15 protein-coding genes, 1 other RNA gene and 1 pseudogene are annotated in these 11515 nt (G+C 45.3%); 4 read left to right on the top strand and 13 right to left on the bottom strand.

Annotated features, from left to right (window positions below; genetic code table 11):
• Positions 1–38: 38 nt before the first annotated feature.
• The 9 genes and pseudogenes from G4O42_RS10280 to G4O42_RS10320 form a co-directional block, all read right to left on the bottom strand.
• Positions 39–1205: a THUMP domain-containing class I SAM-dependent RNA methyltransferase gene (locus G4O42_RS10280; protein WP_022553050.1), complete on the bottom strand. Its 1167-nt coding sequence runs from the start codon at positions 1203–1205 to the stop codon at positions 39–41.
• Between the two features lie 96 nt (positions 1206–1301).
• Positions 1302–1683, bottom strand: an RNA gene (gene rnpB / locus G4O42_RS10285) — RNase P RNA component class B.
• A gap of 55 nt (positions 1684–1738) precedes the next feature.
• Complete coding sequence (gene gpsB / locus G4O42_RS10290; protein ID WP_003153541.1) at positions 1739–2038, bottom strand: cell division regulator GpsB; 300 nt, start codon at positions 2036–2038, stop codon at positions 1739–1741.
• 79 nt (positions 2039–2117) lie between these two features.
• Positions 2118–2666 (bottom strand): SLOG family protein, encoded by a 549-nt coding sequence (locus G4O42_RS10295; RefSeq protein WP_007409499.1) that lies wholly within the window; start codon positions 2664–2666, stop codon positions 2118–2120.
• A gap of 88 nt (positions 2667–2754) precedes the next feature.
• On the bottom strand, positions 2755–2991 hold the full coding sequence (gene cotD / locus G4O42_RS10300) for a spore coat protein CotD (RefSeq protein WP_003153539.1): 237 nt from the start codon (positions 2989–2991) through the stop codon (positions 2755–2757).
• 83 nt (positions 2992–3074) lie between these two features.
• A pseudogene (locus tag G4O42_RS10305) lies at positions 3075–3182 on the bottom strand (hypothetical protein); the annotation flags it as partial.
• 121 nt (positions 3183–3303) lie between these two features.
• Positions 3304–4542: a ribonuclease H-like domain-containing protein gene (locus G4O42_RS10310; protein WP_012117831.1), complete on the bottom strand. Its 1239-nt coding sequence runs from the start codon at positions 4540–4542 to the stop codon at positions 3304–3306.
• 19 nt (positions 4543–4561) lie between these two features.
• The gene (locus G4O42_RS10315) at positions 4562–6808 is read right to left on the bottom strand and encodes a DEAD/DEAH box helicase (RefSeq protein WP_032873279.1); all 2247 of its coding nucleotides are present in this window, start codon (positions 6806–6808) and stop codon (positions 4562–4564) included.
• Between the two features lie 97 nt (positions 6809–6905).
• Positions 6906–7412, bottom strand: coding sequence for a PTS sugar transporter subunit IIA (locus G4O42_RS10320; RefSeq protein WP_012117833.1), 507 nt, complete (start codon positions 7410–7412; stop codon positions 6906–6908).
• A gap of 138 nt (positions 7413–7550) precedes the next feature.
• Here G4O42_RS10320 and G4O42_RS10325 point away from each other — a divergent pair, with 138 nt between their 5' ends.
• The gene (locus G4O42_RS10325; protein WP_017418017.1) at positions 7551–7964 is read left to right on the top strand and encodes an Hsp20/alpha crystallin family protein; all 414 of its coding nucleotides are present in this window, start codon (positions 7551–7553) and stop codon (positions 7962–7964) included.
• A 29-nt stretch (positions 7965–7993) separates the two neighbouring features.
• Here G4O42_RS10325 and G4O42_RS10330 read toward each other — a convergent pair whose 3' ends face one another.
• Positions 7994–8461, bottom strand: coding sequence for a YppG family protein (locus G4O42_RS10330; protein WP_029973659.1), 468 nt, complete (start codon positions 8459–8461; stop codon positions 7994–7996).
• Between the two features lie 186 nt (positions 8462–8647).
• On the opposite strand from G4O42_RS10330, the gene G4O42_RS10335 reads away from it, so the two are divergent.
• Complete coding sequence (locus G4O42_RS10335) at positions 8648–8830, top strand: YppF family protein (protein WP_003153532.1); 183 nt, start codon at positions 8648–8650, stop codon at positions 8828–8830.
• Between the two features lie 38 nt (positions 8831–8868).
• On the opposite strand, the gene G4O42_RS10340 is transcribed toward G4O42_RS10335, so the two are convergent.
• Together G4O42_RS10340 and G4O42_RS10345 are read right to left on the bottom strand one after the other, a co-directional pair.
• Entirely contained in the window at positions 8869–9237 is a 369-nt protein-coding gene (locus tag G4O42_RS10340) for a YppE family protein (RefSeq protein ID WP_007409492.1), read from the bottom strand.
• 45 nt (positions 9238–9282) lie between these two features.
• Positions 9283–9528, bottom strand: a complete 246-nt coding sequence (locus tag G4O42_RS10345; protein WP_032873277.1) for a DUF5446 family protein — start codon at positions 9526–9528, stop codon at positions 9283–9285.
• A gap of 205 nt (positions 9529–9733) precedes the next feature.
• Here G4O42_RS10345 and sspM point away from each other — a divergent pair, with 205 nt between their 5' ends.
• Positions 9734–9838 carry an acid-soluble spore protein SspM gene (gene sspM, locus G4O42_RS10350; RefSeq protein WP_003153525.1) on the top strand — a complete coding sequence of 35 codons (105 nt, stop codon included), beginning with the start codon at positions 9734–9736 and terminating at the stop codon, positions 9836–9838.
• Between the two features lie 43 nt (positions 9839–9881).
• Here the strand turns inward: sspM and G4O42_RS10355 are convergent, their stop codons facing one another.
• Positions 9882–10844: a DUF2515 domain-containing protein gene (locus tag G4O42_RS10355; protein WP_032873275.1), complete on the bottom strand. Its 963-nt coding sequence runs from the start codon at positions 10842–10844 to the stop codon at positions 9882–9884.
• Between the two features lie 41 nt (positions 10845–10885).
• Here G4O42_RS10355 and recU point away from each other — a divergent pair, with 41 nt between their 5' ends.
• Complete coding sequence (gene recU / locus G4O42_RS10360; protein WP_012117837.1) at positions 10886–11494, top strand: Holliday junction resolvase RecU; 609 nt, start codon at positions 10886–10888, stop codon at positions 11492–11494.
• The last annotated feature ends 21 nt before the right edge of the window (positions 11495–11515 follow it).

Genomic DNA, 11515 nt, shown 5'->3' on the forward strand with positions numbered 1-11515 from the left:
GGCAGAATAAACGTAAAGATGCCGGAGAAGACGCTGTTTCAGGCGTCTTCTCTTTGTTGCGGCTTTTTCCGCTGCGGCCGCACTTTAGCCCAGTACTGATAATAATCCGTTTTGATAAAACCGTTAAAAAGCTTCCGTTTTTTGGTTGCTTTTCTTCCGTAGGCCTCTTCAAATTGTTCATTTGACGTTAACATGTAGACAGACCATGTATCAAGAGATTCAAACGCCCGGCCCATTTCTTTATACATCTGCTCGACTTCCCTTTTTTCGCCGAGCCGTTCGCCGTACGGAGGGTTTCCGACGATTACGCCGAATTCGAGTTTTGTCGTAAAATCCTGCACCCGCATTTGTTTGCATTCAATCAGGTCCCCAAGTCCCGCTTCTTCTGCGTTTTCTTTGGCGATGTTTACCATCCGGTGATCCACATCACTGGCAAAAATCTGCAGCGGCTGATCATAGTTCGCCTTTTCTTCCACTTCAAGACGCGCCTTGTCCCACAGTTCTTTTCCGATCCATTCCCAGTCTTCTGAAACAAAATCACGGTTAAAACCGGGAGCAATGTTTTGTCCGATTAAAGCGGCTTCAATGGCGATCGTGCCGGAACCGCAGAACGGATCGACGAACGGACGGTCAGGCGTCCAGTTGGTTAACTGAATTAACGCGGCAGCGAGCGTCTCTTTAATCGGAGCTCCTCCCTGATCAACCCTGTATCCCCGTTTGTGAAGGCCTGTTCCTGATGAATCCAGTGTAAGTACGGCTTTATCTTTTAAAAGGGAAATCTCCACCTTATACTCGGGTCCCGTTTCTTCAATCCATTCATTTTGTTTTCCTGATTGCAGTTTCAGCTTTTCCGCTATCGCCTTTTTGACGATCCGCTGGCAGTCAGGCACACTGGCAAGCACTGATTTCACGGATTTTCCGATAACGGGGAACTTTGCGTTTTCCGGAATGTACGCGCGCCAGTCAATCGCTTTTGTTTTTTCAAACAGCTCATCAAACGTTTTCGCCTGAAACTCGGCGACCTGTACCTTGATGCGGTCAGCCGTCCGCAGCCATAAGTTAGCGCGGCAGATCGCAAGCGCATCTCCTTCAAAGATGACTTTTCCGTTGTCTACTTTGCATTCATAACCTAAATCACGCACTTCTTTGGCGACGATCGCTTCGATTCCCATCGGCGCCGTCGCTATTAGTGTGTACTTCTTCATCGTATCACCCTGTCTCTTTTAAGCTTTCATTTCATTCAAGATAAAAGCTCCCCTTTTAAGGAGAGCTCTAATTTGTCATATCAATAATGTTTAACGTTCTGTAAGCCATGTTTTGTTCCGTCGTACTGCAATCGGCTCATCACCTCGTACTCAGGCGGCAATCATCTATCTACAGAAAGTATTCTGTCCTTCTATCTGTTCAGTTCCTTCAAGAAGGTTCCCCTACCAAAATTTGGGTTTCTCGCTCGAGGGGTTTACCGCGTTCCACTCTCACCATTTCTGATGAGACTTCGTCACTGTGGCACTTTCAAGGATACTCAGCCATATCCGGAGACGTAGGCTTTTTTCCTGCCGTCAGCCTATCAAGGCTGCCCTAGCTTATTTCTTCGCTAGGCACGAACACTACGGGCATCTCAGCACCGTGCGAGCATGGACTTTCCTCTACAGATTCAATGATCTGCAGCGATTACCCGAACGTTAAGAACACTTGTTCATTATAAAGCAACTTGTCTCATTTGACAAGTGCATCTGCCTTATTCGTCATAAAGTTTGCTGCCGAATACATGTTTCTCAAGGTTGGACAGCCTTTTGAGAATGTCAAAGTTGGTCGTATTGGACTGCACCGGCTGTTTTTTACTTGCTTCTTCAAGCTGTTTTTTCAGCTGCAGATTTTCTTGCTGCAGTTCTTCAATTTCTTGATGAAAGGTTTCATAATCCTTAATAATCATATCTAAAAATTTGTCAACGTCTTCTTGTCTGTAACCTCTAACGCCTGTTTTAAATTCTTTTTCCAAAATGTCTTTCGCAGAAAGCTTTACTTTATCAGCAAGCATCTTTTTCACCTCATATCGTGAATCATCATGTTATATTTTATTCAGAAACACGTCCCGTTGTCAAATATTCTCTGACGTGTTATGTAAAGAAATCTTCTTCTTCAACGGCGGCACGGAGATCATCCATCGTAATCGAATAAATCGGATATCCGTCTGTTTCACGGCGTTTTTCTGCCTGCTGCAGCATATATTTCGGCGATCCTTCCATTTCAGGATCATATAAAAGCAAAAGCGCATCTGACTTTTCAATAAAGAACGCGTTTTTCTGCCGGAATTGGAGCGGACTTTCGTACGGCCGATGCGTCAGGCTCTCCTCATAATCTGCCTGAGCAAGCACCGCTTCATACATTTCTTTATTCGGCTCCTTCCACTTTTCCTCCTGGCCGTAGAAAGGCGTGATAACGGCAACCTTTAATTCCGGATACTCTTCTCTGAGATCGTACGCCGTTTCTGCCGCCCAAAGCTCAGTCCCCAGCTGTCCGGATATGAGAATCCATTCCAAGCCTTCGTCAATAAAGCTTCTGAGTCTGGTTTCTATCGCCTTTTTTATATAAACAAGCGCCCGGTCATCCTGTTTAAAAATCCCGAGTTCAAACGGCTTGTATCCTGTTACGGCTAATACTTTCAATTGATCACCTGCTTAAAAAATGGGGCTCCCCATCGGGCCCCATTTTGATTTGCTGATATCCTAACCGATCTTGCTTAAGCGTTCAATACTAATGATCGCAGCAAGGGCTTCCGCACTGAAAATGCTGGTGAGTTGTCGGGTCAACATTTGAAAAAGTGTGCGGATAGTAATGAACGTGCTCAAAGTTGTGGTGATTTACGTTAGTTGTATGTTGCGGATGAATATGCGGCACAACTGTGTTAGAAAAACAATGGTGTTCACAGCAATGAGTCGGATGGACAATCGGCGGCATCACGTTTGGTCTGCAACAATGATGATGAAACATGCTAAATCCCCTCTCCATTAACTTTTATTACACTGTTAGGTTATGAAGAAAAGAGGGTGCATGTTCTAATTCAATCACCCAATTTAAAAGTGCGTCAGCAAGCTGTCTTTAAAATTCGAAAACACAAACGCAATCAAAAAAACCACGACAAAGAACAAGTAAAAAACACCTTTATACATACCAACTCTCCCCTATAAATAACTAACGCTATTTTACAAGATGCGGCACCATTCTACAACAAAATCGATGCGGATTCAGAAAAAAATATTTTTGGCGAAACAGCTCGGCTTTTGCGCTTTCCCGGGCAATATTTCAAGAGGAATATTTCCTCTTGAGCCGGGCAATTCTCACATGGAGCTTCTCGGCTTCTTTTTCCGATATTTCCCCGTCTTCTGCCGCCTGCTGCGCGGCCTGCAGCGCTTTTTTGTAATCTTTTGCGTGATGCTCAAAATAGATCGCCAGCTCTACCGCTGATTGGTGTCTGCATATGTGAAGATCAGAGCCCGTCAGTTTCTCCCAAAGGGGCACGGCGTCTTGCCTGCGGTTTTGTTTTTTATAAAGCATTGCTAAGTCAAAAAGGGCCCGATCTGAATCTTCAAAGGCTTTGCCTTGCAGCGCTTCCAGCTGTGAAACAGCCCGATCGGTTTCTTTATGAGCGATAAACCATTTCGCCATGGCGTATGCTTCCTGACGTTCTGACGTCTGATCAGAAGATGCAAAAATCTTTTTTGACATATGGATGTAAAGAGCGATGAGGGAAAGCACATCTTGTTCATTATGCGAGAGCACTCCCTTTAAAAGAGCCGGGTCCTCCGCCTTTAAAAATTGAAAATACAGCATCGGCGCCAAATAACCAGGGGTGTCTTCGTCCCTTTTAAAAGCAAGCTCTTCATTTTCAACCGCCGAAAGCGATACACGCTCTAATTTATGTTTCCAAAGCCGTCTCGCTCCGTGCAGAAGATCAAAGTGTCCGAAGTCAGGAAGTTTCGGAAGCCTGTCCCGCAGCAATGTATGCCTAGTTTTTACCTGCGGCCAGTCAAAGGCTTTTCCGTTATACGTAACAAGAGACGTAATGTCAACCTCACTTAAAAAGCTTTTGTAAAGAGCCGTCTCGTTTCCCGGTTTAGGAAGCAGATGCTGTTTAACCGCGACACGGTCTTCATACACTCTTGCATGACCGAGTAAAAAGATCATATTGCCGGCCCCGCCGCCGAGGCCGGTCGTTTCAGTATCAAAGAAGAACAGCTGGCTTTTTTCGTATCCTTCTGCTGATAAAGTATGTGTCAAACCGCCTTTATTCCATAATGCCATGACGTCATCAAGTTCACTGAAGCTGTACCGTCCGTGACGGTGCGAAAGCGGATAGACGGTTTCGCGGATAAGACAGTATTCATCCTCAAAAAAGAAAGGCTTCACTCCGAATGCCTCCCATTCTTCTCTAAATGGGACTTGAATATCCGGGACCGAAAGTTGTGAAGCTGCCGGCTTTTTTTCAGCTTCCGGCACATTCAGGTGATTTTTCATCCGCTTTAATTTATTTTTCAAGGACATCTTTCGTCCCCCTTTTCTTTTACACGTAATTCAAGAGCCGGAGTATCGCTTTCTTTGCATCTATTCCTTCTATTTCGGAACCGATGCAGGAAGGACACCCGTCTTGACATGGACATTGTCTGATCAGGCGCTCAGCCCCTTCAGTGATTTCATCAAATCGCTTATATACTTCATCAGCAAGTCCGATTCCGCCCGGATAATGATCATACAGAAAGATTGTCGGAAGTCCGGTATGTGCGGCTTTGATTTGCGGCACGACATGCACGTCATTTCGGTCGCACATGACGTATACAGGCACGATATGCTGCAGGACGTGGGCAATGCCTAAAAGCAGCTGTTCAAGCGTTTTTTCGCCGATCTCCGAATCCGTCTCTTTCAATTCAAGCCAGGCAGCACTGGTATGCAGTTCTTCTTCTGGAAGGTGAATCGGCCCTGATCCTATATTTTCAAATGTCGTCATTTTAATTTTTTTAAATATTGTCGGAAGTGCGTTCACGGTTACATCGCCGAAATGTAAGGCCGTTTTCTTTCTGCTGTCCGTTCTGTCAATGTCCAGCACTTTCAGCTGCACCGCTAAGTTGGCATCTGTATAATATTCGACATCGACCTTTCGCACGTATGCTTTTTTATGATCCCAATCAAGCTTTTCAACCTGGTACTGTACCCCTTCATGAAGATAAATCGCTTCATCATGAAGAAGCGTCATCGCGCTGAAGCGGTCCATTTCTCCGATGATTTTTACATCAGCCGTCTCTGACCGGTCAACGATGACCACGTTTTCCTGTGACGCCGAACGGAGACTGATGTTGGAGGCGGGAAAAGATTCGCTCGCCCAGTGATAGCGTTCGCGGTTTTCGTGAAGCACCCCTTCTTCCTCTAAATACTCAAGAATGTCTCTTGCATCATTTTCTCCGAATGTTTCATCTGCTCTGAAAGGCAGCTCATACGCGGCGCATTTCAGGTGATCGACCAGTATAATGAGATTATCGGGATTAATCCTTGCAGATTCAGGCGAGCGTTTAAAGAAATAATCAGGATGGCGCACAATATATTGGTCAATCGGATCAGAGTTCGCCACCATCACGATAAGCGCCTCTCCCTGCCGCCGTCCGGCCCGGCCCGCCTGCTGCCATGCGCTCGCGACACTGCCCGGGTACCCCGTCATCACGCAGACCTGAAGCTGGCCGATATCAACGCCGAGCTCCAGCGCGTTTGTGCTGACAACGCCGAGAATGCTGCCGTCTCTTAACCCCCGCTCTATTTCTCTTCTTTCTTTCGGAAGATATCCGCCGCGATAACCTCTGACAGACTTTGAGCCGATTTCTTTTTTTACGATCTCCTGAATGTGGCTTAAAATAATTTCAACCCGGACACGGCTTCTGGCAAAAACAATCGTCTGGATCTTATTTTTCAAAAAAGTTTTGGCAAGCTCGTTCACTTCCACGGTGGCACTTTTTCGAATATGCAGCGGTTTATTTACAATCGGAGGGTTGTAAAAAGCAAAGTGCTTTCTTCCGGCCGGGGCGCCGTTGTCGTCAATCAGGCGCACAGATTTTCCCGTCAGCTGCTCCGCCAACTCCCTCGGATTGGCGATTGTGGCGGATGTGCAGATAAATGACGGCTTGCTTCCGTAAAAAGCGCAGATTCTCATTAAACGGCGGATGACGTTCGCCACATGGCTGCCGAATACGCCCCGGTACGTATGTAATTCATCAATGACGATATATTTCAGGTTTTCAAACAGACTCACCCATTTTGTATGGTGGGGAAGAATGGCTGAATGAAGCATATCGGGATTTGTAATCACAATATGCCCGGCCTTTCTGACTTTCTGCCTGATGGCCGGAGACGTATCTCCGTCATAGGTGAAGCTTTTAATGTCCATGCCCGTCTCGTCTATGATTTCATTCAGCTCGCTTTTTTGATCCTGCGCGAGCGCCTTTGTCGGAAATAAATAAAGCGCGCGGCTTGAGGCATCTTCAGCGATAGACTGAAGAACCGGAAGATTATAGCACAGTGTTTTTCCGGAGGCCGTCGGTGTGACAGCCACAATGCTTTCTCCGTTTTGAACCGTCTGAAAAGCGGAGTATTGATGTGTAAAGAGCCGCTTAATCCCCCTCTTTTCGAGAGCCGCCCGAATGTTCGGATCTACTTGCTCCGGCATCGGCATGGTTTTCGCCTCCCGCGGTTCCTCTTCATGCCAATGCACAATATTTTCATGACTTTTTAATTCCTGTATCAGTTCGCTCAGTGATTTTTTCTTCATCGTTCACACCTCTTTATGAGGTACAGTTTACCGAATATTTGTTTGCCTGGCTAGATGAAAATCCTCACAAGAAAAAAAGCAGGGAATCAGCCCCTGCCTACTTCATTTTTATCGTAAAAAGCTCTGTTTGTCCTTTTTTCGCTTCATTTGCGCCTGCAAATTGCAAAGGTTCTGCGGCATCGCCATTCATAATCACCATAGGGATGACGGTGCTGCTTGCTTTTTCTTTTATTAAATCCAGCCGGCACGTTAAAAGCAGATCGCCTGTTTTCACTTTGTCTCCTTCTTTTACATGCGCTTCAAAGCCTTCACCGTTCATATTGACGGTATCCAAACCGACATGTATCAAAAGTTCCGCTCCGGAAAGGGTGCGGATGCCGACAGCATGTTTTGTATGGAACAGCTGAATCACTTCTCCCTCAACCGGTGAAACAATGTCTCCGTTTGCAGGCTCGACGGCAATCCCGTCCCCCATCATTTTTTGTGAAAATACGGGATCCGGCACTGAAGCCAAATCCATCACCGCTCCGTCAGCCGGAGAAAAAATCACTTCCTCGGCCGGCTTTTTCCGGCTGTCTCCCAATCCGAATAATTTTTTCAGCAATGTGTTGTGCTCCCCTTCCTAAATGTGAATCCGTTACCAGTTTATTCTCCACTATTTAACCATACTTTCTTTTTTCCTTCAATTCTTAACCATACGGCATAACATCGCATAGTCTGTTTGTAAAAAGGCGGTGGTCATATGGATCAATCACAAAACGATAAACTTGATCCGCAAAGAAATGAGGACATCATCAGCCATGCGATGGACCAATTTTTTCACTCAGGTCCCTTTGCAGAATTGATGCAGGGTTTTCAGCACCTTGTCAATTCGGCTTTTACTGAAGCGCAAGTGACGATTGACGTCAGAGAAGAGCCGACGGGCCTCGCGGTTGATATCAGCGTTCCCGAGACGTTCCGTGACGGGGATATGCTGGTGGAAACGAAAGGGTGCTACCTTCACGTTACAATCCGCTACGATCATAAACAGGCTCATTCATCCCATGTGTCTTCAAGCATGACAAGAACCGTTGTCCTCCCGTATAAGGTGAGTGAAGAAGATATGGAAACATCCTGGAATGAACAGACGCTTACCCTCTTTTTCCCTAAAAAATAAGCATGAATGATGGATATCATTCATGCTTTTTATTTGAAGATACTGGTGAGGCCTTTCACCAGCGATCCGACCTGATTTACGGCGCTTACCATCTGCCCCGTTGTATCCATCATTTTATTAAAGTCAAACTGTCCGTTCGTTTTTTTAAACTGGGAGAGTATGCCTGAGAATTGGGAAGACTGCTGCTGATTCGGTCTGGGAACAGGGTAAGGATTCACAAACCCCGGCTGCCCCCCGGGCATGGCTGTCTGAGGAGGAGGGGGAGCAAACGGCTGCTGCATATGACCGTATTCCTGATTCGGATAAAATTGCTGCGGGTACTGCCCTTGCTGTTGATATGGCGGCGGCTGCAATGGCTGTATCTGCTGCGGATACGGCGGCTGTAATGGCTGTATCTGCTGCGGACTCGGCTGCTGCAATGGCTGTATCTGCTGCGGGTAGAAATATCCCGCCGGCTGCTGGTACATATTTTGATATGGCTGCGCTCTCCATTGCATATGACATTCCCCCTTGTCTCTCACTAAGTTTCTGCTATATATGTATGAATTCCGCCTTGGTTATGTGCTTTCGGAGATTCTGATCTTTGTCAAATGCTGTCGAAAGTCTTAATTTTTTAAAAACAGAAAAAAGTCGAATCGTTATGTTACCATAATCTCAACATACATGAGAGGGGATGCACCATTATGAACGTATCATACTTAAGAAAGCGTTTTGCTGAAGTGAAAAAATATGAAACAGATTGTGCAGATAAACTGATGGACTTTGCAAAATTCCTCTATATTCAAGGCCATCTCACCGCAACCGAATTTCGAAACAGTATGAAGGTTCTCGAAGCAAGTGGAGCAGAAAACCCGGCGTATGAATAACATACCCGACCCCTTTATATAAAAGAAGGCAGCCGTTTTCAGCTGCCTTCTTTTTCAATTTCATCCCTTAATATACGAAGCGTATATAAAACAGATTCAGTTAAATCCCTGTATCTTTTTTTATGAATATGATGAACATATGATTGGAGCATCAGCTCTCCGAAATTTTCTGTAACGGCCTGAATTTGTGCGTGATGAACGTATTTCGGACGGTTTTCCTGAATAAACGCAAGCGCTGCTTCTGTCCAAAGCGCGCAAAGCCGGTCTCTTTTTTCAACATCGGGTTTAATAATCTCAAAAAAATCATATGAACGGCCTGACTCTTTTCCATCCTGATACCTTTTTTCGGCTTCCAGAACCGCCTCTATCATTTGTTCTGTCAGCTCCAATAACGACTGTGTCTGCAAACGGACTCACCTCAGTACATATGGTACCAAAGTTTTTGCATAAAATCAGCTGATCCGGCAGGCTCTCGGCAAATCCTTTTTACGCCGGTCAGCCAAAAACAGGTCATCAATACAAACATGAAGCTCCCGCGTCTCTTCCTCAAGGCGGGAAAGTTTCTCCTGCCTGATTTCTTCAGCTTCCGCCTGACAGGATCTGACTGCTTGGGTAAGCGTCTTTTCAGCAGCAGAAATCCGGATTTCGATATCAGAAAGCAGACGGAGAATATCAGCCTTGCTCGTGTAAACAGACATTCATGTTCCTCCCTTTTATCACTTGCGTCTCTTTAGAATATAATTCTCGTTTTCATACCGCTCTCCTCTGCACATGACAAAACTAGAAGCAGTTCGGCAAACAAACAGAGATTATCCTAAAAGGCGTGCCTTTCGACAAAAAAGTGCCGCAAACTTTGTATGAACCGTCACGTTAATGCAAACGATACAGTTGAGGAGGTGCCGTATGAAAACGAGACCGAAAAATGCAGGTAAACAGCAAAAAACCGAAGCAAAAACGACTGATACGCTTGATAAAAAATTAGGCGGCCCAAACCGCCCTTCCACGTAACACATCAGCAGCCCGAAACCCCAGCGAACGGTTTCGGGCTTTTTCATTTCTTCAGCCACTCTTTAACTGCGAAGAGCGCATGGAGCTCCCGTCTTTTCTGGAAGTACCAGTCCGTCAGTTCAAGCTGTTTCGGCATTTTCTCCTGTAAGAAAGCCCCTTTTCTTAACCTTTTTTGAAACCAATCCGCCCTTTCGCCGTCTAATGAGTGGGCAACAATGGGATAGGTTGTCCTCAGCATCGGTGATGTTCTTTTTTTGATGCCGATCATTTTCTCCATATCAAAGCGTGAACCGGTATGAGGAACGGTATCAAGAAAACGGTAAAAAGAAGCGTGAAGATCAGGGCTGAACAGAAGGCGGGCCAGCTGTTTTCCGAGCGTAATTCTCTCTTCGGTTTTTGAAAACCGTTTGACGGAAATTCCGTATAAATGTCCGTCAAATGAAGGGAATATCACCGTATTAAAGTGAAACCAATCACTTAAATAAAAAGGAATCGTGCCAAAAACATTCTTTTTAAACGAAGGATTTTGTATAATAGGTGCTTGGATAGTGTTTTGTTCATTTATAATAAGAGCATACATGAGCCGTTCCGTATCTCCGTCACGCCAAAAGCGGAACCATTCTTCCTGCATAAAAGCCGAGACGCGGAAATAAGGAAGATGACGGAAAAGAGGTTCACCGATTTGTTTTGACCACTGGTAGACCAGAAGCTGAGGATAGGCATCAGAAAAAATCAGCCAATTCGCCCTTTCATACGAAAGGAAAAACCAGTTTTTCTGACTGCTGTCAAGGCCCTCCTGATAAAGGACGCCTCTTAAATCAGTCATCGACCAGCCCGCATTGCGGGACACAAAGGATGCCAAAAGCGGCCACTTGATCTCAGGATGGCGGTCATAATATGCTTTATAGGCATTCGTCCGGGAAATATTATCGGCATTTTTTATTTTCGTCTCTTTTTCGATCAGGCGAAGAATGGCGGTTACGGTCTGTCGTTTATGCACGTTCATTCACTTCCGTCACTATTAGTTTGATAAGGAGGATGGAAAAAGTGATTCGGTACCCGAATGGAAAAACTTTTCAGCCGAACAAAACGGTTTCATCCCAAAACAGCCAGAAACGGTCTCATTCATACAGTAATCGCGGCATGACCCTCGAAGACGATCTGAATGAAACGAATAAGTATTATCTGGCTAACCAAATTGCTGTCATTCACAAAAAGCCGACACCCGTCCAGATTGTAAACGTCCACTATCCGAAAAGAAGCGCCGCAGTCATTAAGGAAGCTTATTTTAAACAGTCTTCCACAACCGACTACAACGGCATTTATAAAGGACGCTACATTGATTTTGAGGCAAAAGAAACAAAAAACAAAACGGCATTTCCCCTGCAGAATTTTCATGATCATCAGATTGAACATATGAAGCAGGTGGTCAGGCAAGACGGCATTTGTTTTGTTATTATATCCGCTTTCGGAAAGGTTTATTTCCTCGAAGCCGACAAGCTGTTTGTCTTTTGGGAGAGAAAGGAGAACAATGGCAGAAAATCAATTCGCAAAGACGAATTAGAAGATGCTTCCTTTCCGATTTCCCTTGGATACTCACCGAGAATTGATTATATTAGTATTATTGAACAGCTTTATTTTTCGCAGGAACAGTAGACTGAGCGAAAGGTTGATAAA

It is taken from the genome of Bacillus sp. LUNF1, assembly GCF_011008975.1.
In the GTDB taxonomy this organism is placed as follows: Bacteria; Bacillota; Bacilli; order Bacillales; family Bacillaceae; genus Bacillus; species Bacillus velezensis.